The 22,920-nt window shown below is 34.6% G+C and carries 15 protein-coding genes and 1 pseudogene; 6 read left to right on the forward strand and 10 right to left on the reverse strand.

Annotated elements, in window-relative coordinates; translation table 11 throughout:
* Positions 1 to 36: 36 nt before the first annotated feature.
* Positions 37 to 840 (reverse strand): annotated as a pseudogene (locus QLQ95_RS09870) (SDR family oxidoreductase).
* A gap of 342 nt (positions 841 to 1,182) precedes the next feature.
* On the opposite strand from QLQ95_RS09870, the gene dnaE reads away from it, so the two are divergent.
* Together dnaE and QLQ95_RS09880 are read left to right on the forward strand one after the other, a co-directional pair.
* Positions 1,183 to 5,718 (forward strand): DNA polymerase III subunit alpha, encoded by a 4,536-nt coding sequence (gene dnaE / locus QLQ95_RS09875; protein ID WP_482503619.1) that lies wholly within the window; start codon positions 1,183 to 1,185, stop codon positions 5,716 to 5,718.
* Between the two features lie 177 nt (positions 5,719 to 5,895).
* Positions 5,896 to 6,834: an outer membrane beta-barrel protein gene (locus tag QLQ95_RS09880; RefSeq protein WP_482503620.1), complete on the forward strand. Its 939-nt coding sequence runs from the start codon at positions 5,896 to 5,898 to the stop codon at positions 6,832 to 6,834.
* Positions 6,835 to 7,026: 192 nt separating this feature from the next.
* Here QLQ95_RS09880 and QLQ95_RS09885 read toward each other — a convergent pair whose 3' ends face one another.
* The 3 genes from QLQ95_RS09885 to QLQ95_RS09895 all read right to left on the reverse strand — a co-directional run bounded on the left by QLQ95_RS09885 (position 7,027) and on the right by QLQ95_RS09895 (position 12,909).
* The gene (locus QLQ95_RS09885; protein ID WP_482503622.1) at positions 7,027 to 8,022 is read right to left on the reverse strand and encodes a Gfo/Idh/MocA family protein; all 996 of its coding nucleotides are present in this window, start codon (positions 8,020 to 8,022) and stop codon (positions 7,027 to 7,029) included.
* A 331-nt stretch (positions 8,023 to 8,353) separates the two neighbouring features.
* Positions 8,354 to 10,456, reverse strand: coding sequence for a prolyl oligopeptidase family serine peptidase (locus QLQ95_RS09890; RefSeq protein WP_482503623.1), 2,103 nt, complete (start codon positions 10,454 to 10,456; stop codon positions 8,354 to 8,356).
* Positions 10,457 to 10,701: 245 nt separating this feature from the next.
* Positions 10,702 to 12,909 carry a TonB-dependent receptor gene (locus tag QLQ95_RS09895; RefSeq protein ID WP_428239037.1) on the reverse strand — a complete coding sequence of 736 codons (2,208 nt, stop codon included), beginning with the start codon at positions 12,907 to 12,909 and terminating at the stop codon, positions 10,702 to 10,704.
* Positions 12,910 to 13,647: 738 nt separating this feature from the next.
* On the opposite strand from QLQ95_RS09895, the gene QLQ95_RS09900 reads away from it, so the two are divergent.
* Positions 13,648 to 14,352 (forward strand): porin family protein, encoded by a 705-nt coding sequence (locus QLQ95_RS09900; RefSeq protein ID WP_095929724.1) that lies wholly within the window; start codon positions 13,648 to 13,650, stop codon positions 14,350 to 14,352.
* Here QLQ95_RS09900 and QLQ95_RS09905 read toward each other — a convergent pair.
* Complete coding sequence (locus tag QLQ95_RS09905; protein ID WP_253251814.1) at positions 14,347 to 14,952, reverse strand: hypothetical protein; 606 nt, start codon at positions 14,950 to 14,952, stop codon at positions 14,347 to 14,349. The genes QLQ95_RS09900 and QLQ95_RS09905 overlap by 6 nt on opposite strands.
* A 318-nt stretch (positions 14,953 to 15,270) precedes the next feature.
* On the opposite strand from QLQ95_RS09905, the gene QLQ95_RS09910 reads away from it, so the two are divergent.
* The 3 genes from QLQ95_RS09910 to QLQ95_RS09920 all read left to right on the forward strand — a co-directional run bounded on the left by QLQ95_RS09910 (position 15,271) and on the right by QLQ95_RS09920 (position 19,353).
* A complete protein-coding gene (locus QLQ95_RS09910) occupies positions 15,271 to 17,742 on the forward strand; it encodes a bifunctional UDP-N-acetylmuramoyl-tripeptide:D-alanyl-D-alanine ligase/alanine racemase (RefSeq protein ID WP_482503624.1) in 2,472 nt (823 codons plus the stop codon).
* A 68-nt stretch (positions 17,743 to 17,810) separates the two neighbouring features.
* Positions 17,811 to 18,188 (forward strand): large conductance mechanosensitive channel protein MscL, encoded by a 378-nt coding sequence (mscL, locus tag QLQ95_RS09915; protein ID WP_095929726.1) that lies wholly within the window; start codon positions 17,811 to 17,813, stop codon positions 18,186 to 18,188.
* A 175-nt stretch (positions 18,189 to 18,363) separates the two neighbouring features.
* Positions 18,364 to 19,353 carry an aspartate-semialdehyde dehydrogenase gene (locus QLQ95_RS09920; protein ID WP_428239041.1) on the forward strand — a complete coding sequence of 330 codons (990 nt, stop codon included), beginning with the start codon at positions 18,364 to 18,366 and terminating at the stop codon, positions 19,351 to 19,353.
* A 97-nt stretch (positions 19,354 to 19,450) separates the two neighbouring features.
* Here the strand turns inward: QLQ95_RS09920 and QLQ95_RS09925 are convergent, their stop codons facing one another.
* The 5 genes from QLQ95_RS09925 to QLQ95_RS09945 form a co-directional block, all read right to left on the reverse strand.
* Positions 19,451 to 19,783: a hypothetical protein gene (locus tag QLQ95_RS09925; protein ID WP_320495803.1), complete on the reverse strand. Its 333-nt coding sequence runs from the start codon at positions 19,781 to 19,783 to the stop codon at positions 19,451 to 19,453.
* A 335-nt stretch (positions 19,784 to 20,118) separates the two neighbouring features.
* On the reverse strand, positions 20,119 to 20,436 hold the full coding sequence (locus tag QLQ95_RS09930; RefSeq protein ID WP_095929730.1) for a 2Fe-2S iron-sulfur cluster-binding family protein: 318 nt from the start codon (positions 20,434 to 20,436) through the stop codon (positions 20,119 to 20,121).
* Positions 20,437 to 20,492: 56 nt separating this feature from the next.
* Positions 20,493 to 20,972: a hypothetical protein gene (locus tag QLQ95_RS09935; RefSeq protein WP_095929731.1), complete on the reverse strand. Its 480-nt coding sequence runs from the start codon at positions 20,970 to 20,972 to the stop codon at positions 20,493 to 20,495.
* A 215-nt stretch (positions 20,973 to 21,187) separates the two neighbouring features.
* Positions 21,188 to 21,427: a NifU family protein gene (locus QLQ95_RS09940; protein ID WP_095929732.1), complete on the reverse strand. Its 240-nt coding sequence runs from the start codon at positions 21,425 to 21,427 to the stop codon at positions 21,188 to 21,190.
* 143 nt (positions 21,428 to 21,570) lie between these two features.
* Positions 21,571 to 22,698, reverse strand: a complete 1,128-nt coding sequence (locus QLQ95_RS09945) for an Mrp/NBP35 family ATP-binding protein (protein ID WP_095929733.1) — start codon at positions 22,696 to 22,698, stop codon at positions 21,571 to 21,573.
* Positions 22,699 to 22,920: the final 222 nt, after the last annotated feature.

Raw genomic sequence — 22,920 nt, forward strand, 5'->3', positions numbered from 1 at the left:
ATGTTTAATGCTTTTTGGTAGCGTTATTAGAAATAGTTATTCTCCAAAAAATTGTTTGCCAAATTCAGAACGAAAAACTTCGTCTCCAACTTCTAATCTTTGTTTGTAAAGTGCTTTTGCGTCTTCTCCCGCAACATATCTTAGCTGGTTTTTTCCATCCGTAGCAGCTTCATAAACTACACTCGCAATTTGTTCAGGAGTTGATGCCATTTCAAACATGGTATCAACACTTCCAAATATACGATTCGTCATTGTTTCGTACTCTGGCAAAGTGCTTGTGTCAAGTGAACCATGAAGGAATTCGGTTTTGATTGCTCCAGGAGAAACTGTTTTAATGTTTATTCCAAACGGATTTAATTCATAAGCCATACTTTCGCTCCAGCCTTCTAATCCCCATTTTGTGGCATGATAGATTGATCCTAAAGGAAAAGCAATCAAACCTCCAATAGATGTTGTCGAAATAAATGAACCATTTTTTCTTTCTCTGAAATATGGAATGAAAGCATTTGTAACACGAATTACGCCTAATAAATTAGTGTCCAATTGTTTTGTGATTTGATCATCTGTAAGACTTTCCAAAGGGCCAATCAATCCATAACCAGCATTATTAAAAACAATGTCAATATCGCTTAGTTCCAATGCTTTTTTTACAGTAGTTTGAATTTGATCGTAATTGGTAACGTCTAATGGCAAAAGCGTTACGTTTTTTAATTGAGAAAGTTGCGTCTCTTTTTCAGGATTTCTCATTGTTGCAATTATATTCCAGCCTTGTTAGTGGAATAATTTTGCTGTTGCTTTTCCTAAACCTGATGATGCGCCTGTGATAAAAATTGTTTTCATGATTATTTTTTTTAATTGTTATAATTTGATGAAGCAAAGTTCAGGATACACTTCAGTTTAAAAGTGTTCATTTTGGTGTAATGAGTATCCAAAATGAATAATCGAATTTTTTAAGACTAAATAATCTAAATTTTATCATTTTTATTAGTTTTTAACAGTTTGTAATAATGATTTTGATTAATGCTTTTTGTTGAATTCTTTATTTCTTGAAGCCAAAAAAAAGCGTAAATTTGAATTCCTCCGATTTTTCATTTCGCATTTTATTATGTTTCATGTTGTCAATGGTTTACAATGTGAAAGATATGAAATTTGGAGCTTTAAAACTTGACCTTTTATAATTCTATGTATTTAATATTCGATACCGAAACAACCGGATTACCAAAACGCTGGGATGCCCCAATTACTGATTCTGATAACTGGCCTCGATGTATACAAATCGCGTGGCAGCTTCATGACGAAATGGGACAGCTTATTGAGCATCAGGATTATTTGGTAAAACCAGAAGGATTTAACATTCCGTATGATGCCGAGCGTATTCACGGAATTTCAACTGAATTGGCTGAAGCGGATGGAATCACTTTGGCCGAAGTTTTAGAGAAATTCAATATTGCCTTAAGCAAAACCAAATTTATCGTTGGACAGAATTTAGGTTTCGACGTTAATATTATGGGAGCCGAATTCCATAGAATGGGAGTGGAGTCTCAAATGGCTTCAATGCCGGTTTTGGATACTTGTACCGAAGTAACTGCTTCGTTATTACAGCTTCCTGGAGGTCGTGGAGGAAAATTCAAACTTCCAACTTTGACCGAATTACACAGCTATCTTTTCGATCAGCCTTTCGCGGAAGCGCACAACGCAACTGCCGACGTTGAGGCAACTACGCGTTGTTTCCTTGAATTGGTTAGAAGAGAAGTTTTTACAAAAGAAGAATTAGATGTTCCGAAAGAATATTTCAAAGAATTTCAGGAAAGAAATGCGGAGCCATTTAAGTTAATTGGTTTAAAACACATTAATTTAAAAGCAGCATCTGATAAAATCAGAGAACAGCTTAAAGCTTTAGCTGGAGAAGGTCAGCAGACCGTTGTTTCAGAAGAAGATAAAGCTGATTTCAAAGCAGCAAAATTTGCACATTTGCACAATCATACGCAGTTTTCGGTACTTCAATCGACTATCGGAATTGGAAATATTGTAGCTGCTGCTGCCAAAAACGGAATGCCAGCCGTTGCCATGACTGATACTGGAAACATGATGGGGGCTTTCCATTTTGTGAGTGCTGTAATGAACCACAACAAAGCGGCTTCTGGAAAAAATAAAGCTTTGGTTGAAGCTGGTGAAGAACCAACAGAAACCGAAGTAAAACCAATTGTAGGCTGTGAATTTAATATTTGTGAAAACCATTTAGATAAAAGTAAAAAAGACAACGGTTATCAGGTTGTTTTGATGGCTAAAAATAAAGCAGGTTATCACAATTTGGCCAAAATGGCTTCTATTGCGTATACCGAAGGATTTTATTATGTGCCGAGAATTGACAAAAAGATTGTCGAGCAATACAAAGGAGATATTATGGTTTTGTCTGGGAATTTATACGGAGAAATTCCGAGTAAAATTCTGAACATTGGTGAAAACCAAGCCGAAGAAGCTTTAATTTGGTGGAAGGAACAATTTGGCGAAGATTTCTATCTAGAAGTTATGCGCCACAATCAGGAAGACGAAAATCGCGTTAACAAAACCCTCATTGAATTTTCGCAAAAGCATAATGTCAAATTAATTGCAACTAATAATACTTATTACTTAAATAAAGAAGATGCCAATGCGCACGATATTTTACTTTGTGTAAAAGATGGTGAAAAGCAGGCAACACCTATTGGAAGAGGACGCGGTTACCGTTACGGACTTCCAAATCAGGAATACTACTTCAAGTCGCAAGAAGAGATGAAAAAACTTTTCTCCGATTTGCCCGAAGCGATTATCAATATTCAGGAAATTATAGATAAGGTCGAAATATATTCACTTTATCGTGATGTATTGCTTCCGAAGTTTGATATTCCAGAAGAATTTGTGGTACCCGAAGATGAAGAAGATGGTGGTGTAAGAGGGGAAAATAAATACTTGAGACACCTTACTATGGAAGGTGCCAAAAGACGTTATGGCGAAATAACCGAATCGATTCAAGAGCGTTTGGATTTTGAGTTAATGACGATTTCAAACTCGGGTTATCCAGGTTACTTTTTGATTGTACAAGATTTTATTGCCGAAGCTAGAAAAATGGACGTATCGGTAGGGCCAGGTCGTGGATCTGCAGCGGGTTCGGCCGTTGCGTATTGTCTCGGAATTACCAATATTGACCCAATTAAATACGATTTACTTTTTGAGCGTTTCCTAAATCCTGACCGTGTATCGATGCCCGATATTGATATCGACTTTGATGATGAGGGTCGTGGACGTGTAATGGATTATGTAATCAACAAATACGGTCAAAAACAAGTGGCGCAGATTATCACTTATGGTAAAATGGCAACCAAATCGGCAATTCGTGATACGGCGCGTGTACTGGATTTACCATTATTCGAGGCGGATAGAATTGCAAAACTGATTCCAGGAATGATGCCGTCAAAATGGAATTTGGCGCGTTTTATTTCGGAGAGTGAAGATGAGGTTAAAAAAGCGCTTCGTTCTGACGAATTTGATAACGTAAAAGAATTAATCGCGATTGCCAATGAAGATGATTTGGCAGGAGAAACCATTCAGCAGGCAAAAATTCTGGAAGGATCGATGCGTAATACGGGAATTCACGCCTGTGGGGTTATCATTACGCCATCGGATATTACAAACTATGTTCCCGTAACGACAGCAAAAGACTCCGATTTATATGTAACACAGTTCGATAACTCGGTGGCAGAAAGTGCCGGATTGCTGAAAATGGACTTCTTGGGTCTTAAGACCCTTACGCTGATAAAAGATACCGTTAAACTGGTAAAATATAGGGTTGGAATTGATCTGGATCCAGATAATTTTCCAATTGATGACGAAGAAACGTATGCGCTTTTCCAAAGAGGTGAAACCGTTGGAATCTTCCAATACGAGTCACCTGGGATGCAGAAATACATGAAAGATCTGAAGCCAACGGTTTTTGGAGATTTAATTGCCATGAATGCATTGTATCGCCCGGGACCTTTGGAGTATATTCCGTCTTTCGTTCGAAGAAAAAATGGTGACGAAGAAATCAAATACGATTTAGATGCCTGTGCCGAATATTTATCAGAGACGTATGGAATTACGGTTTACCAAGAGCAGGTAATGCTTTTGTCTCAGTCTTTGGCAGGATTTACAAAGGGTGAGGCCGACGTTTTGCGTAAGGCGATGGGTAAGAAACAAAAAGACGTACTGGATAAAATGAAGCCTAAGTTTGTGGAACAAGCTGCTGCAAAAGGTCATGATGCGAAGGTTTTAGAAAAAATCTGGAAAGACTGGGAAGCATTTGCGAGTTACGCCTTCAACAAATCGCACTCGACTTGTTATGCTTGGATTGCGTACCAAACCGCTTATTTGAAAGCGCATTATCCTGCAGAATACATGGCAGCGGTACTTTCGAATAACATGAACGATATCAAACAGGTTTCTTTCTTCATGGAAGAATGTAAACGTATGGGATTGCAGGTTTTAGGTCCAGACGTAAACGAATCGTACTATAAATTTACGGTAAATGATGATTACGCCGTTCGTTTTGGAATGGGAGCAATTAAGGGAGTAGGTTCTGGAGCGGTTGAAACAATTGTAGAAAACAGAAAAGACGGAAGATATAAATCGATTTTTGATTTGGCGAAGCGAATTGATCTTCGTGCTGCCAACAAAAAAGCGATTGAAAACTTAGCATTGGCTGGAGGTTTTGATTCTTTTGAAGGAACAACCAGAGCGCAGTATTTCCACGATGATGGTGACGGAATTACATTCTACGAAAAAGCCATGCGTTACGGATCGAAGTTTCAGGAAAATGAAAACTCATCTCAGGTAAGTTTGTTTGGAGAAACCAGTGAAGTACAAATCGCAGAACCGGTTGTGCCGCCATGTGAAGACTGGAGCACTATGGAAAAACTGGCTAAAGAAAAAGAGGTTGTCGGAATCTACATTTCTGGGCATCCTTTGGACGATTTTAGATTTGAAATGAAATACTTCTGCAATGCTCGATTGGAAGCTTTAAAGAGTATGAATGAATATGTTGGAAAGAATTTGCACTTTGCCGGAATTATCAATAACGTACAGCATCGTGTAGCCAAAAACGGAAAAGGGTGGGCGGCTTTCAACTTAGAAGGGTATGATGAAAGTTACGAGTTTAAGATTTTTGGAGAGGAATATTTAAAATTCCGCCACTTCTTAATTCAGAACAATTTTGCCTTTTTAAAAATATTGATCAAAGACGGATGGGTAAACCATGATACAGGTAAAAAGTCAGATCCTAGAATGCAATTTGTAGAGATTCGACAATTGCAGGATATTTTAGAAGCTTTCGCTAAGAAATTAATAGTTCTGTTAAATATCAAAGATCTTCATCCTGAATTTATTCATAAGCTGAGTCATTTGTTTGCTGAATACAAAGGAGAGAATTCTGTGACTTTTGAAATCATGGAATTAGAAAAAATTAAAAAATTGGTTGAAGTTGAAACTCCAACAGATTTTGATTCAGATGATGCTGTTTTTGAGGGAGAAAATGAAAATGAAGATAGTGCGATGGAAGACACTAAGATTCAAGAGGTAAATGAGGTCGAAGAGATAAAAGTAGTCACCAAATTAACCATGCCGAGTCGTCGTTTGAAGGTTAAAATTTCTGCTGAATTATTGCAGGAGTTGGAGAAAATGCAGATTAATTTTAAATTGAACTAAAAAATTAACAGTTAAAATTTAAACACATGTTAATTTTTTATGTTAAAAATATGCATGCATAATAGTTTTTTAGTAATATTGCCCAAAATTACAACGTTTTCGTTCCAAGTCTAACTTTACAAGCTGTAAGAATGTGTTAAAATATTCTATGTTTGTACTAATCAATAAATCAAAATTATGAAAAAGAACCTATTTTTATTAGGGTTATTAGTTTGCTCTATGGCCACAATGGCGCAAACAGAAAAAGCAGAAAAACCGGAAAGCTGGTATTTTAAATTGGGTGGATCTTATTTCAACCAAACTGCTTCAACTGAGTTTCCAACTGTTGGAGGGAATGCAGCATTAGACAGAACTTATGTAGGAGGAAAATTGGTTTCTGAAAAAAGCATTACAGGTTCTTTCGGACAAGGTTTTAGAACTGGTATAACTGCTGGTTACCGTTTTTCTACACGTATTGGAGTGGAGTTAGGAGTTAATTACTATTCTAGTAATGATAAAACTATGGCACAGACTACTTCAGATCAGCCATATATCCCTACATCTGCAACTACAGGAATTTACAACTTTAAATCAGTTGGTCAAATTACAGCTTTTGATTTAGCGCCTGCAATCGTGATGTTTTTAGGAGAATCTAACGGATTTGAACCTTACACTAAAGTTGGGGTTTTAGTTCCAATTCATGGAGATTTAGAAATTAAAACAGATGCTGTTGCTCCAGTTGGAGTTAATCCAGGTACTGGTGCTCCAGTTTTTGGAAATGTTCACAGTGTGGATAAAGTAAAACCAAACCCAACTATCGGATTTACAGCTGCTGTTGGTACAACTTACAAACTTACGTCACATCTTTCTGCTTTTGCTGAATTAGAGTACCGTAACTTTACTGTGCATGGTAAAACAAAAGAAACAACTGAATTTACTGTAAACGGAAATGATGCTTTAGCTTCTAGATCTACAGCTCAAATTCATACTAATTACCAAGATGGTTTAGATGTAAATTCAAACAATGCTTTAACAAATCCAAACGGTGTTAATAAAGACAAACCAATGGATGAATTAAGTTCTTATGTTGGAATTTCTGGATTAGGATTAACTTTAGGTATTAAATACAGCCTATAATTTTCCAATTTTTTTATAGTTTACAAAAAGAGGATATTCGAAAGAATATCCTCTTTTTTTTTGAGTCTTGTCTGTCATCCTGACGAAGGAAGGATCAGACTAGAGACTCGACAAAGATTTACGACTTAGATTGCAGAGTTTCAAGTGTGATCCTTCCTTCGTCAGGATGACAAATTGTATTTTAATTGATAATTATAATTTCGAATCTCTAAACTCCTTCAAAACTTGATCAATAACCCAAGTGGTTCTGGCGCCAGAAGTACCTTTTGATGGAGAAGCGTTTTCATTCCCTAAAAGTTCAGCAATAACAGTTTCAATAAACGGCTGTTGAATGTGAAGCGGGTTTTCTATTGTAATGCTTTCTTTTTCTCCATTTGTATATTGAATATGAACGGGATCATTTCCAAAAGTAGAAAACGAGATTTTACCTTTATCGCCTACAATTTCAGTATTATCATAACGTTCAAAACTCGCAAAATTCCATAGACCAGATCCGTGAATTCCGTTTTCAAATAAAAATGACATTGATACAGCATCTTCGGCAGGATAGGCTTTTAATTGAGAAGTAGCATGTCCGCGAACTGATTTTATCGGACCTAAAACAAAATCTAGAAAATCTAGAGTATGACAGGCAAGATCAACAAAAATTCCACCTCCTGAAATATGAGGTAAAACAGTCCAAGGAAGATTGATTTCGTCATCATAACGTGCTTCAAAAGGATGATACAAAACACAATTTACGTGTCTAATAGTTCCTAATTTTCCCTGATCGATTATTTCTTTAATTTTTAAAAAACGAGGCAAAGCCCTTCTATAATAAGCAACAAACAAAGGAACATTATGCTCTTTGCAAGCGCTAATCATTTTGTTGCATTCTTCAAATGTCAAAGCCATTGGTTTTTCTACGTAAACAGGTTTTCCAACTTTGGCGCATAAAATAGTGTATTCTTTATGAGAAGATGGAGGAGTAGCTATGTAAACAGCATCAACTTCTGGATCATTTATTAAATCTTCAGCGTTAGAATACCATTTAGGAACATTATGGCGTTTGGCGTAATCTTCGGCAAGAGTCGCATCTCTTCGCATAACCGCAACTAAAGCCGAATTTGGAGCTTTCTGAAAAGCTGGTCCGCTTTTAACTTCGGTTACATTTCCACAGCCAATAATTCCCCATTTTATAATTTTCATGGTTTAAGTTTTAAGTTTCTCAAATTTAAAAAAGGTTTGCCACGAATTCTACTAATTTCCACGAATTTATTTTTCCTGCAGATTTAGTAGATTTAATTTTACCGCAAAGCACGCAAAGTTTTTATACTTAGAATATTTATAGAAAAACAAAGTTCGCAAAGCTGGTTCAATATAAAGCTTTGCGAACTTTGCTTTTTTTTTACAAAATCAAACTGATAAAAAAACTTTGCGTGCTTTGCGGTAAAATTCTCAAACTCAATCAAAATAAAAAGCCACAAATTCACAAAATTAAATTCGTGAATTCGTGGCTAAAAAAATTAAGCTTAAAGTCTTACTTTTTAGGCAAAGCTTTGAAACCCATATTGTAAAGCGTGAAAGCTTGAATGTCTACATTTTCCTGAATTGTAGCTGCAACAGATTTTCCTGCTCCGTGTCCTGCTTTAACATCAATTCTAATTAAAACCGGATTTTCTCCTGTTTGTTTTTCCTGTAACTCAGAAGCAAATTTGAAACTATGCGCAGGAACAACACGATCGTCATGATCTCCAGTAGTTACCATTGTAGCAGGATAATGAGTTCCTTTTTTTACATTGTGTACTGGCGAATATCCTTTTAAGTATTCGAACATTTCTTTGCTGTCTTGAGCAGTTCCGTAGTCAAAAGCCCATCCTGCACCTGCTGTAAAAGCATTGTAACGAAGCATATCCATAACCCCAACAGCTGGTAAAGCTACTTTCATTAAATCTGGACGCTGTGTCATAGTTGCGCCAACTAATAAACCTCCATTAGATCCTCCTCGAATAGCTAGATAATCAGAAGAGGTATATTTTTGAGCAATTAAATATTCTGCAGCAGCAATAAAATCATCAAATACGTTTTGTTTTTGAAGTTTTGTTCCCGCATCGTGCCATTTTTTTCCATATTCACCGCCTCCTCTTAAGTTCGCTACAGCATATATACCTCCGTTTTCCAACCAAACAGCATTTGCAATGTTGAAACTTGGAGTTAAAGAAATATTGAATCCGCCATAACCATAAAGAATAGTTGGATTTTTACCGTCTAATTTTGTTCCTTTTTTATATGTAATAATCATAGGAACTTTTGTACCGTCTTTTGACGTATAGAAAACCTGTTTAGATTCATAATCTTCGCTTTTGAAATCTACTTTTGGTTTTTGATACACTTCAGATTTACCAGATTTTGGCTCCAAAGCATAGATGCTCCCTGGAGTTGTATAGTTAGTAAAGCTGTAGTATAAAATTTTATCTTCTTTTTTACCGCCAAATCCGCCTGCGGTTCCAACAGCAGGAAGTTTTATTTCACGAATCAATTTTCCGTTGTAATCATATTGCTGTACAAATGAAACAGCATCTTTTGTGTAATTAGCAAAGAAATAGCCAGCACCAGTTGAAGGAGATAAGATATCTTTGGTTTCTTTAATAAAATCTTTCCAGTTTTCTGGTTTCGGATTTGCTGCATCAACCGTTACAACACGTTTGTTAGGAGCGTTAAAATCGGTTTCTATAAACAATTTGCTTCCTTCGTTTTCGATAACATTGCTATCGCTGTTAAAGTTGTCTACGATTGTAACAATTGGACTGTTCGGTTTTGTCAAATCTTTAATGTACAATTCATTTCCGTAAGTTGAGTTAGCAGCTGTAATTACCAAATAACGATTGTCTTGAGTAACATATCCGCCCACATATCTTCTTTTTTGATCTGCTCCAAAAATTACTTTATCGTCTTTTTGAGGAGTTCCCAGTTTATGGAAATATAATTTGTGCTGATCTGTTTTAGCAGATAATTCACTTCCCTTTGGTTTGTCATAACTAGAATAGTAGAAACCTTCATTTTTGTACCATGAAACACCACTAAATTTCACATCTACCAAAGTATCTTCTACAACTTTTTTAGAAAGCGCATCTATGATGATTACTTTTCTCCAGTCGCTTCCACCTTCAGAAATTGCATAAGCCGCTTTGTTTCCGTCTTCAGAAAAGTCAAGACCGCCAAGAGAAGTTGTTCCGTCTTTAGAAAAAGTATTCGGATCTAAGAAAACTTCTTCTTTCCCATTTGCATCTTTTCTGTAAACAACAGATTGATTCTGAAGTCCATTGTTTTTAGAGTAATAAGTAAATTTTCCTTCTTTAGATGGAGCTCCAATCTTTTCGTAGTTCCAAAGTTTTTCCATTCGCTTTTTAAGTTCTTCGCGAAACGGAATTTTATCTAAATACGCATAAGTAACTTCATTTTCAGCTTTTACCCAAGCACCGGTTTCGGCAGACTTATCATCTTCTAGCCAACGGTACGGATTGCTTATTTTAGTATCAAAATAAACATCAACAGTTTCTCCTTTTTTGGTTTCGGGATATTTAGTTTGGGCAAACGAAACCCCTGCAGTTGTAAGTGCCATTAATAAAAATGTTTTTTTCATAATTAGTTTTATCTGTTGTAACAAAAATAGCGCTTTTTGTGAGATTGTTGTGTTACTAACAGCAAAGAACGCAAAGAGTTTACGCAAAGCACGCAAAATTAATCTCGCAAAGACGCGGAGGCGCAAAGTTTTAAAATTTCTTTGCGGCTTGGCGTCTTTGCGAGAATCTTTTAATCGTCATTTTATAAAATAAAACTTAGCGAACCTTGCGTAATACTTTGCGCTCTTTGCGGTTAAATTTAAAATTATAAATTGAAATTAACCCCTAAAACGATATTTCTTCCAATATTCGGAATTCCGTCTGTTTTTAATCTAGAAAGGTGTGCAATGTATTTTTTATCAAATAAATTGTTTCCGTTGAGGTTAATGTCGAAAGCCGTTTTTCCTAGTTTGACCGTTCCTCCAAAACCTAAATTCACCAAAGTATAACCTTTAGAAGCCGTTTCGAAACCGCTTACATTATCTTGATTGAAAGTAGAAGAAACATTCAAAGAGGCAAAACCTTCACTTAACCAATTTTTGATATTGAATTCGGTTCTAAGCGTATTGTTCCAATTGTTTGCAGGAATCAAAGGAAGATAATCTTTGTTGTCTTTTTTACCAGTAACCGTTTCAAAGCTCGTTTCAAAATGCAACCAATCTAATGGATGAGGGTGAAAATGAAGACCAACTTCTCCACCGTACAACTGTGCATTATCCTGAATATAAGCAAAAACATCATTGTCTTCTAAAACCTCTCCTGTTGGCGAAGTGTAAATATAGTTGTTTACGTGATTGTAAAATCCGTTTACGAAGAACTCAAAATGCGAGTTTTTATATTCTAAATTCAAATCAGTCTGAACGTTTTGTTCTGTTTTCAGATTTGCATTTCCAATTTCGTAACGATTGGTTCCTTCATGAACACCGTTTGAAGTCAATTCTGCCAAATTCGGCGCTCTAAATCCTGTTGCTACATTCAAACGAAAAGTTAGAGGCTCAGCAAATTTTGTTTTGTAACCTAAAGAAGCGTTAAAGCTATCAAAAGAGCGATCTAAAGCTTGAAAATAGCCTTCTTCGCCTTCAATTCCGTGTGCTATCGAAGTAATGTTTCTGTTGTCAAAACGCAATCCGGCTTGAATAACGCTATTGTCCCATTCGTAATTGGCAGTTCCAAAAACTCCAAAATCATTCGTTGTGGCATCTGGAATTAAATATTCTTCTCCAGAATTTTTGTTGGTCTGGTGCATTCCTTGAACACCAAAAATAGTTTCAATTTTTCCGAATTTAGGAAAATGATATTTCGCATTATAATTGAAAGTATTCAATTTCATGTGAAGAGAAGCTTCGTTGCTATCTTCAAATTCGCTTCTATCATTGGCGATATATCCTAAATCGACATCTAGTTTTGAATTTTCAAAGAAAATCACATTATTCAAACTTAATAAATGATTGTAAATTCCTTGTCTCGGAAATTGAGTGTCTTTGCTGGAAGATTGGTCTGCAATTCCATCTTCTGGAATTCCAATGTCAAGTTTGTTAAAATTATATCTTACAACACTAGAAAAAGTAGAATTGCTGTACCCGATTCCCGTTTTAAAATCAGTTTCGTTATAGCGTGAATTGGTTACGCGATCGCCGTCAGCAATTTTGTAATCAGAATGCGTGTTGTAGCTTCCTCGTGCTAAGAATTTCCAGTTATCGGTAGAAGTTTTCAATCCGATAGACGAATTGCTTCCTTGTGTATTTGTAAAATATTTTTGACTGAAATTAGCTTTAAAATCGCCTGCATCTGCAAATTTTTCAGGATTGAAATATAAAACACCTCCCAAAGCATCAGAACCGTACAATAAAGAAGCAGGGCCTTTAATCACTTCAACACTTTCTATTCCTGCATCGTTTAAACCTAAACCATGTTCGTCTCCAAACTGCTGGTTTTCTATACGAACGCCTTGAGAGTAAACCAAAACACGATTACCGCTAAGCCCGCGAATTACAGGTTTTCCGATAGAAGTTCCTGTAGAAATCTGAGAAACTCCAGGAATTGTTGCCAAACCTTCAATTAAAGTAGAAGTTCCTTTTTGCTGTAATGTTTTAATGCTTTCGTGCTCAATCTTCATTACGTTTTGCGATTGCAGTTTGTTAAAAGGCGTTGAAACCACTACTTCATCCATTTCTAAAATAGATTCTTCAAGAACAATATCTAGTGTGTTTTGTTTCAATAATTTAGCAATCGTTTTGTTTTGATTGGCATATCCAACATAAGTAAAAGCAATACGTAGAGTTCCATTTGGAAGATTATTCAATTCGTATTTTCCGTTTGCGTCTGTTGTAGTTCCTTTATGTAATTCTGGAGCATAAACAGAAACTCCAGGCAGTGGATTATTCTGATTGTCGGTTACGGTTCCAGAAACCGAATTTTGAGCAGTAAGTATGCTCGAAAACCCTAAAATAAGGGCTATTATAAATTTTTTCATTTGAAAATGATGCTATAGTTAAATGGATTTTTTTCTTCGAATGAAAAACCAAAAGCCAACAATAAAGCATTCTGATCCCAATTGATAAAATAGGATTAGGAAACTCAATGTTATTTGAATTTTAAATTAAAAGAAATGTGCTGTTTTTTCGAATAATCGAAACTTAAGAAACTATAGTGGCAGGAGGCCCCCGTAAGAAATACGAAGTGGTCGAAATTGAAAAAATCTTCTCCGAAAATGGGAAGAAATAAGGGGTTTCTCTATCAAATGAACGAAATTCAAAAGAGAAATCTTGCGGAAGAATAAAAGATTCAAAAGCAAAATGGCAAACAAAACAAACGTCATAATCATGATGCTGATGCGTTATTTCGCCGTTCGGATCATTATAATTATGATGGCACTGTTTTTCTGAAAGCTGCCTTACAATATGCTCATAACTATGTATAGACTGAAACAATATTGAGAACAATATCGTGACAGCAAAAGATAAACTTAGTATGAGCTGTTTTTTCTTCATTTACTGCAAAGGTATAAAACATAAAAAGATAATTCATTTATTTTTGGTTTTTCCAGCCGATTTATTGAAAAATATGCAGCAATTAATTTTATTAGCAGGTAAAATAAGAATATTTGCATTTCTTAGTGTTGCTAAAAGCATTGTATTATATTTGTATATGAAATAAATAAACACATAAAAACGTTTATTTTAAAATCCTCTTTTTAAACCCAATTTACGATATGCGAATTATTTTTAGCTGCTTATTTTTACTCACTTTTTTTAACTCTTTTGCACAAGAAGACGTTAAGCCTGAGATAAAACCAGTTGTAAAAATAGATTCTTTGTATCGAGAAGATCAGTTTTATTTTTCGGTTACTTATAATATGTTTACTGATATTCCAGTTAATTTCAAACAGAATAAGTTTTCTCTTGGGCTTTCGGGAGGTTTCTTACGCGATATGCCGGTTAATAAATCGAGAACTATTGCTATTGCTACGGGTTTGGGATTGAGTTATCAGAATTATTATCAAAATTTAACGATTTCTGAGGATGCTTCAGGTGCAATTATATATGGAGTTAACAGTTATGGAGAATTTGTTTCTAATCGTTACCGACAATATTCTGTAGATCTTCCAATAGAATTTAGATGGCGTAATTCGACTTTCGAGAGCACTAAATTCTGGCGTATTTATGGTGGTATAAAATTGAGTTATGTGTTTTCAAGTTCCTCTATTCTTGATGATGGAGAAACGACATATAGAATTAAGAATAACGATAATATCAATAAATTTCAGTACGGCCCATATCTTTCGGCGGGATACAACACTTGGAATGTTTACATCTATTATGGTTTAAGCCCTTTGTTTAATTCGGCAACTACTTTGTCTGGCGAAAAAATCAATATGAAAACCTTAAATGCAGGATTGATCTTTTACATTTTATAGCCACAAATATAAAAATAGAAGCTGCGGCATTATTCCAACAAACAATCCAATTAATATTTCTCTAGAAGTATGTGCATTCATTTCTAAACGGGATGAGGCCACAATTCCCGATAATAAAATAAGTAAAGCGGGCCAATACGGATTATGAAGCTGAAGATGAATATTTAATCCAATAACAAAAATCGTTAAACCTGAGATAGCAACCATATGTAAGCTTGCTTTTGTCTTGAACAGTACACATACCAGTGCTAAAATAGTACTGAATAATGCTGCAAGAAAAAAGAAATGAAGCTCTGGATAACGCGTAATTATGATGCTTCTTTTAACTAATAAAATATACAGGAAGCATTGCAGAATAAGCGGAATCGTTCGTTCTGAAGTCTGACTTAGCATTATTGATTTTACATGCCCAGTCGATTTTAACAATAGATAAAACAAGACAGGAACAATGACGTTAATGACCAAAATCTGAATTAAGACAAAATACTTTTCGTTTGTACTGAAAATATCGTCTTTGTAAAATAGGTAAAACAAAGTTGCATATAACGATATAAAAATCGGATGTAATATATAGGAGAATATCGGAAGTACTTTTTTCAAAACATGGAAATTTGTAGTGTAAAAACAAATATAATCAATAAATTTTTTCTGCCACGAATTACACGAATCCACAAATTATTTTTTTTGCCACAGATTTTTAGGATTAAAAAGGATTATAATCAGTGATAATCTTTTAATCTGTGGCTAAAAATTTTCACGCAGATTCTGCAGATTTAGGCAGATCTAAGCCAATTTAATTAATAAAAAAATCTGCGCGCATCTGCTTAATTTTTTTTAAATCTGCGTGAAATTAATTTGTAAAAATTTGGGACATTCGTGGCAAACCTTTTTTTAAATTTGAAAAAAAGAAATTTCTAAATGAGTCTAAATTTAAAAAGCCTTGTTTCAGTTCTCAACGCCAAATGGATTGGCTCAGATGCTGATGTTTTAATCGATCATATCTCAATTGACAGCCGTTCGCTTCAAAACGGATCGCAAACATTATTTTTTGCTCTGGCTGGGGTTAACAATGATGCTCATTTGTTTATTCCAGATTTAATAGAAAACAAGGTTCAAAATTTTGTTGTGCAATATATTCCAGAAGGTTATGCCGATAAAGCTAATTTTTTGATTGTTGAAAATACGCTTTTTGCACTTCAGGAATTTGCTGCTTACTATAGAAACTTATTCCATTTTCCAGTTATTGGATTAACAGGGAGCAATGGTAAAACGATTGTAAAAGAATGGCTTAATTTCTTATTGAGTCCGGATTATAATATTATTAGAAGTCCAAAGAGTTATAATTCTCAAGTAGGGGTTCCACTTTCGGTAATTGCAATTAATGAAAAGCATAATTTAGGCATTTTCGAAGCTGGAATTTCGACGGTTAACGAAATGACTCATCTGGAAAAAATAATTAAACCTACAATAGGTGTGCTCACTAATATTGGAAGCGCGCACGATGAAGGGTTTCTAAATTTGGTGCAAAAGATTGATGAAAAATTACTTTTGTTTAAAGATTGTCCGATCATTATCTATCAAAAAAACGAAGTTGTCGAATCTTGTTTAACGCAGTTTGCAGCAGAATACATGGTGCATCCACGAAAACTTTTCTCATGGAGTTTTACCGATCAAAATGCAGATGTTTTTATTGAAAAACGAGAACATAAAAATGACCATACTTTTATTCAATATCGATACAAAAACGAAATTTTCAGTTTAGAAATTCCCTTTAACGATTCGGCTTCGGTAGAAAATGCGATTTCTTGTTTATTAGTTTTATTAAACTTTAATTACGATCAAGAAACGATTCAGAATCGAATTGAGATGCTATATCCTGTTCGTATGCGTTTGGAAGTAAAAAACGGAATCAATAATTGCAGTATTATTGACGATAGCTACAGTTCCGATTTTCAATCGCTTAAAATTGCTTTAGACTTTTTAGAAAGTCAGAAGAAAAAAGGTGCTTCAAAAACGGTTATTTTATCAGATATTTTTCAAAGCGGATTCAGCAATGAAGAATTGTATTCTAAAGTTGCTCAGTTAATCTCAGATAATAAAATAAACCGCGTAATTGGTATAGGGCCCACAATTTCTTCTTTTAAAGCGAAGTTTCCAAACAGTACAATGTTTGAAAACACGACCGATTTTATAGCCGAAATCGATAATCTGAATTTCAATAATGAAACGATTCTAGTAAAGGGAGCAAGATCTTTTCAATTTGAAGAAATTGTTTCGCTTCTAGAAGAAAAAACACATGAAACCGTTCTTGAAATTAATCTCGATGCGATCACGCATAACTTCAATTATTATAAGTCAAAACTAGCGCCAAATGTCAAAATGATGGTGATGGTAAAAGCATTTGGTTATGGAAACGGCGGATTAGAAATTGCAAAATTACTAGAACATCAAAAAGTAGATTATTTGGGTGTCGCTTTCGCGGATGAAGGAATTGCGTTGAAAAACGGAGGAATAAAACTTCCCATTATGGTTTTAAATCCAGAATCGACCAGTTTCCCATCTATTATTCAATACCAATTAGAGCCTGAGATTTATAGTCTGAAAGGACTAAATGCCTTTTTGAAAATAGCTCGCGAAAAGAACTTAAAAGAGTATCCAATTCATATCAAAATAGATACAGGAATGCATCGTCTGGGTTTTGAAAACAATACGATCGACGAATTGATTGCAACTTTAAAAGGAAATTCAACGGTTCGTGTTCAAAGTATTTTATCGCATTTGGCAACAAGCGATGATCCAAAACATTTTGATTTTGTGCGACAGCAGATTGCATTGTTTGAGAAATTATCTTCAAGACTAAGAAGCGAATTAAATATTAATCCAATCCGACATATTTTGAATACTTCCGGAATCAGTAATTTTCCTGATGCACAATACAGCATGGTGCGTTTAGGGATTGGATTGTACGGAGTTTCAAATGATCCTGCAGAGCAAAAGTATTTAGAAAATGTTGGAACATTAAAATCAATAATTTCTCAAGTCAGAACCATTCCTGCTGGCGATAGCGTGGGATACGGACGCCGTTTTATGGCCGATGTAGCAACTAAAATTGCCACAATTCCGATTGGATATGCAGACGGAATTGCGAGATTATGGGGAAATGAAGTGGGTTTTGTCACCATCAAAAATCAAAAAGCCAAAATCGTTGGAAGCGTTTGCATGGATATGCTAATGGTCGACGTAACCGACATAGATTGTAAAGAAGGCGATTCGGTAATTATTTTCGGCGAAAGCCCGACTGTGATAGAGATGGCTGTAGCCTTAAAAACAATTCCGTATGAGATAATGACGAGTATTTCGCAACGTGTTAAGAGGGTATTTTTTAGATAATATTAAGAATTTTCAATAAAATTGCGTATTTTCGATATTCATTTATTATTCAACTAAACAGATCAGATATGGGATTTTTTTCAGAATTTAAGGAATTTGCAATGAAAGGCAATGTGGTTGACCTGGCTGTCGGGGTGATCATTGGAGCTGCTTTTGGTAAAATTGTCAGCTCATTTATTGAAGATGTAATTACGCCATTGCTGTTGAAACCAGCTTTAGATGCTGCACATTTATCGACTATTGAGCAATTAACTGCTTTTGGAGGTGTAAAGTACGGAGTCTTTATATCGGCAGTAATTAACTTTATTATTGTGGCTTTTGTTTTATTCCTGATAATTAAGGCAATGAACCATGCTAAAAAGAAAGATGTTGCACCGCCACCTCCAGCTGGACCAACTCAAGAAGAATTATTGATACAGATTAGAGATTTATTGAAAAATAAATAAAAATATAATACCGCTACACTAAGTCTAACTTAACCGCCTTCTAAAGAGGCGGTTTTTTTACAAAATGTTTATTTTATAACATTTTGTTATTTTTTGTGAATCGCCTTGTGGAAACTTTTATTATACTTACTTTTGCCTTACAAATTAGATTAATTGATTATTTAAAAATATAAAAATGAGAATTGCAGTTGTAGGCGCTACTGGAATGGTAGGCGAAGTAATGCTTAAAGTATTAGCAGAAAGAAATTTTCCTGTTACAGAATTAATTCCTGTTGCATCAGAAAGATCAGTTGGAAAAGAAATCGAATACAAAGGAACCAAATATAAAGTAGTAGGATTACAGACAGCTGTTGATATGAAAGCTGATATTGCTGTTTTCTCTGCTGGTGGAGATACTTCATTAGAATGGGCTCCAAAATTTGCTGAAGCTGGAACAACTGTAATCGACAACTCTTCTGCATGGAGAATGGATCCTACTAAAAAATTGGTAGTTCCAGAAATCAATGCTGACGTTTTAACTAAAGAAGACAAAATTATTGCAAATCCAAACTGTTCTACAATTCAAATGGTTTTGGCTTTGTCTCCTTTGCACAAAAAATATAACATTAAAAGAATTATAGTTTCTACTTACCAATCTATTACAGGAACTGGTGTAAAAGCGGTAAAACAATTAGAAAACGAGTACGCTGGAGTTCAAGGTGAAATGGCTTACAAATATCCAATTCACAGAAATGCAATTCCACACTGCGATAGTTTTGAAGAAAACGGATACACTAAAGAAGAAATGAAATTAGTTCGCGAAACTCAAAAAATTCTTGGTGATAATACCATTAGAGTTACAGCAACTGCAGTTCGTGTACCAGTTGTAGGCGGACATAGTGAAGCAGTAAATGTTGAGTTTACAAATGATTTTGATGTAAATGAAGTTCGCGAAATTCTACACCATACAGATGGAGTAGTAGTTCAAGATAATTTAGATACCTTTACTTATCCAATGCCATTGTACGCAGAAGGTAAAAATGATGTTTTTGTTGGAAGAATTCGTCGTGACGAAAGCCAGCCAAATACATTAAACATGTGGATTGTTGCCGATAACTTAAGAAAAGGTGCTGCAACAAACACGATCCAAATCGCTGAATACTTAATCAAAGCAGGTTTGGTATAATCTAGAGATTAAATTAAATTGTTATAAAGAGAAAACCGTAATTGCAGCAATGTAATTACGGTTTTTTTGATTTAATAGAATTATAATTCTAGAATATTTATTCTGCTAGTATCGATTTTCCTATTTTGTCCTGATTTTTGGTAAGCCATTCCTGAGCACATTCTTTAGCAGCCTGTTTTACTTTTGATTCATTTTCAGGTTTTTTAGTGTCATTAGGTAAAATGTTTTGCTGTTTGAATTTTTGAACAGAACAATCAACAATATAATCCACCTGATCTTCTGAAAGCATTCCTTTCCCCTTTTTTAGCATTCCTTCTTTTGCATCAATTTTAAATTCAGCTTCTACTTCTGGCGTCCATTCATTTTTGCTGCATGAAAACAATGTCAAAGCAATTAATGTAATACTGATGTAATTTAGAAACTTTTTCATATTAGAATATTTTTGCTGATTAATATAAGGATAGGTTTAGTCCTTAATTTTTTACAAAAGTATTTTCAAAAGAGTCTATGGGTAGCCTGTAAAAGTCAGGATAATAATATAATAAGCTTAATGTGGTGTAAACTTATTTAGTTTTTGTCTAATTGCGGGAACAAAATTATTTAAAAACCCGAGGGAGTTTATGAAAGCTTTGTAAAAGAGAGTTTAATAATTCTGAAGAATGAAACCGTATATGAGAGAAATAGAATCTATTTCGAAGTTATATTGCTAATGAGAACTGATAATAAAAAAGCGAGAATCAATAAATCCTCGCTTTTCTTTTATTTTTAATATTCCGGAGCCAGTTCTAATTCTAGTCCTTCTAATTCTTCAGTAATTGGTATCTGACAACCCAAACGGCTATTAGACTTAACATAAAATGCTTCCGAAAGCATAGCTTCTTCATCGTCTCCCATTTCTGGTAATGCAACATCATTTAGAACATAACACTGGCAAGATGCGCACATGGCCATACCTCCGCAGGTTCCTTCAACAGGAAGTTCGTATGCTTTGCATAACTCCATTATATTCATTGCCATATCAGTCGGAGCCTGTAATTCGTGTATAACTCCTTCTCGATCTTTAATTTTAATTAATACATCCATTTTAATTATTGGAATTTTTGGCAGGATTTTATAACGTGAAAAAATCCTAATTTATATTAGCTAGTAGGTTTAGTACTAAAAGCGTATTCTTTTCTATCATTCTCTTTTAAGTGCATTTTTACACCAAGAACGTTATCGTTTTTTTCAAGAATTGTAACCACTGCGATTACAGAATAATAATCTCTATCAGACTGGAAAATCAATGTTCCTTCGTAAGTCGTGTTTAATACTCCTTGTTTGTCAGTTGAAGCAGAAAGCTTTCTCGGATTTGAGAATTCTGCTGAACTGTAAGTTGATTTTACTGTAAATTTTGCTTTTCCTTCTACAAAATCGTATAAGAAATCGTAGTTTCCAATTCGCAATGTTCCAGGTGCTTCGTTTGGATTGATTGAAAAGATAATCTTACCTGAATATTGAAAGTCAGACCATTCTTCAGATTCACTTACCCAAGCCTTGTCAACCACAACATTCTTACTTTGGGCATATCCTACAGAAACAAAAAACAATAATAAAAAAAGAGCGTAATAGTTTTTCATAAGTTTAAGATTTAAGGGTTTTGTGACAAATTTAAGTTAAAAATGTAACAATTCCTTAACAGAAACTCTTAAATCTTTGCGTTGTTTTTTGTGAATGTGGCAAAAAACGTCTTTTTTTAGGTGTTATTTTATGATTTTTTCAATCAAACAATAATTTACCTATTATTCTTGTTAAACTTTTAGGGTTTAATTTGGAAAAAAAGATGCTGTTTTTGTTACATTACATTTACCACAGTTTCAATTTGTGGCGCATATTTTTTTATGGTAGTTTCAACACCAGCTTTTAGTGTCATTTGATTAACGCTACAGCTAATGCAAGCTCCTTCCAAACGAACTTTTACATGTTTGTCATCTTCGATAGAAATTAATGAAATATCTCCACCGTCAGATTTTAAGAATGGTCTTATCTCATCTAAGGCCAATAAAACATTACTTGTTAATTCTTCTGTTGTCATAATATTAATGTGTCAATTAGAGAATGTTTTTTAATTCGAAAATGTGCCAATTAGAAAATTAGAAAATTTACTTTGTTGCGTGAAATTATCTCATTATCTAATTTTCAAATTATCTCATTAGTTTCATCATCTCAATTATCTAATTATTTTTTAACTGCCGAGCAACCTGCCATTGTTGTAATTTTGATGGCTTCTGTTGCTGGTAAGCTTTCGTTTCTGTTTACTGTTTCTTGTACAACATTTCTAGTAATTTCTTCAAAAACTGTTTCTATTGGAGAACCAGTCTGCAATGCTGCCGGACGACCGTAATCTCCTGCTTCGCGAATAGATTGTACAATTGGAACTTCTCCTAAAAACGGAACTCCTAAATCTTCAGCAAGGTTTTTAGCACCTTCTTGTCCAAAGATATAATATTTGTTTTCTGGCAATTCTTCTGGTGTAAAGTAAGCCATATTTTCTATAATTCCTAAAACAGGAACATTGATGTTATCTTGCATAAACATTGCCACACCTTTTTTTGCATCTGCAAGTGCCACCGCTTGCGGAGTACTTACTACAACCGCTCCAGTAATTGGAAGTGACTGCATGATAGAAAGGTGAATATCTCCAGTTCCAGGAGGCAGGTCAAGAAGCATGAAATCTAATTCTCCCCAATCTGCATCAAAAATCATTTGGTTTAATGCTTTTGCAGCCATTGGCCCTCTCCAGATTACAGCTTGACTTGGCGCTGTAAAAAATCCGATTGAAAGCATTTTGATTTCGTAGCTTTCAATAGGTTTCATTTTTGATTTTCCGTCAACTGTTACCGAAATCGGTTTTTCGTTTTCAACGTCAAACATAATTGGCATAGAGGGACCATAGATATCAGCATCTAAAACACCAACTTTAAAGCCCATTTTTGCAAGTGTAACAGCTAAGTTTGCAGTTACAGTAGATTTTCCTACTCCTCCTTTACCAGAGGCAACTGCAATAATATTTTTAATTCCAGGAATAGCACGGCCTTTAATTTCCGGTTTCTCTGGAGCTTCTACTTTAATATTTACCTTTACTTTTGCATCTGGCGATATTAGTTCATGAATTGTTCTTCTAATATCATCTTCAGCTCTTTTTTTGATGTGCATAGCAGGCGTATGCAATACAAGGTCTACAACAGCTTCATCTCCAAATGTAATAACATTGGTTACAGCACCGCTTTCAACCATATTTTTTCCTTCTCCAGCAATAGTGATTGTCTCTAAGGCTTTTAGAATTTCTTTTCTATCTAGTTTCATTGTAATGGGCTATTTTTTTATTCTCTAAAAACAGTCTTATAAGATTATATTTATTTAAACTGATTTCAGGGTGCAAAGATAACAGATTAAGTTCGGAAATTAAGCGTTTTTGGATTGTAATTATTGATATTGAGATTATTCAAAATTATTCAACATAACTTTTCATTAAAATGGAATTTATGTAGCATTATCTATTTTGATGCATTTAGAAAAGTTTTTCCA

This window comes from Flavobacterium sp. B330r (genome assembly GCF_056824325.1).

Bases quoted from the DNA above. Each gene is read 5' to 3' on its own strand.
- QLQ95_RS09910 (WP_482503624.1), top strand. From the start codon at position 15,271: ATGAGTCTAAATTTAAAAAGCCTTGTTTCAGTTCTCAACGCCAAATGG.
- QLQ95_RS09890 (WP_482503623.1), bottom strand. From the start codon at position 10,456: ATGAAAAAAACATTTTTATTAATGGCACTTACAACTGCAGGGGTTTCG.
- QLQ95_RS09895 (WP_428239037.1), bottom strand. From the start codon at position 12,909: ATGAAAAAATTTATAATAGCCCTTATTTTAGGGTTTTCGAGCATACTT.
- QLQ95_RS09935 (WP_095929731.1), bottom strand. From the start codon at position 20,972: ATGAAAAACTATTACGCTCTTTTTTTATTATTGTTTTTTGTTTCTGTA.
- QLQ95_RS09920 (WP_428239041.1), top strand. From the start codon at position 18,364: ATGAGAATTGCAGTTGTAGGCGCTACTGGAATGGTAGGCGAAGTAATG.
- mscL (WP_095929726.1), top strand. From the start codon at position 17,811: ATGGGATTTTTTTCAGAATTTAAGGAATTTGCAATGAAAGGCAATGTG.
- QLQ95_RS09930 (WP_095929730.1), bottom strand. From the start codon at position 20,436: ATGGATGTATTAATTAAAATTAAAGATCGAGAAGGAGTTATACACGAA.
- QLQ95_RS09925 (WP_320495803.1), bottom strand. From the start codon at position 19,783: ATGAAAAAGTTTCTAAATTACATCAGTATTACATTAATTGCTTTGACA.
- QLQ95_RS09940 (WP_095929732.1), bottom strand. From the start codon at position 21,427: ATGACAACAGAAGAATTAACAAGTAATGTTTTATTGGCCTTAGATGAG.
- dnaE (WP_482503619.1), top strand. From the start codon at position 1,183: ATGTATTTAATATTCGATACCGAAACAACCGGATTACCAAAACGCTGG.
- QLQ95_RS09880 (WP_482503620.1), top strand. From the start codon at position 5,896: ATGAAAAAGAACCTATTTTTATTAGGGTTATTAGTTTGCTCTATGGCC.
- QLQ95_RS09885 (WP_482503622.1), bottom strand. From the start codon at position 8,022: ATGAAAATTATAAAATGGGGAATTATTGGCTGTGGAAATGTAACCGAA.
- QLQ95_RS09945 (WP_095929733.1), bottom strand. From the start codon at position 22,698: ATGAAACTAGATAGAAAAGAAATTCTAAAAGCCTTAGAGACAATCACT.
- QLQ95_RS09900 (WP_095929724.1), top strand. From the start codon at position 13,648: ATGCGAATTATTTTTAGCTGCTTATTTTTACTCACTTTTTTTAACTCT.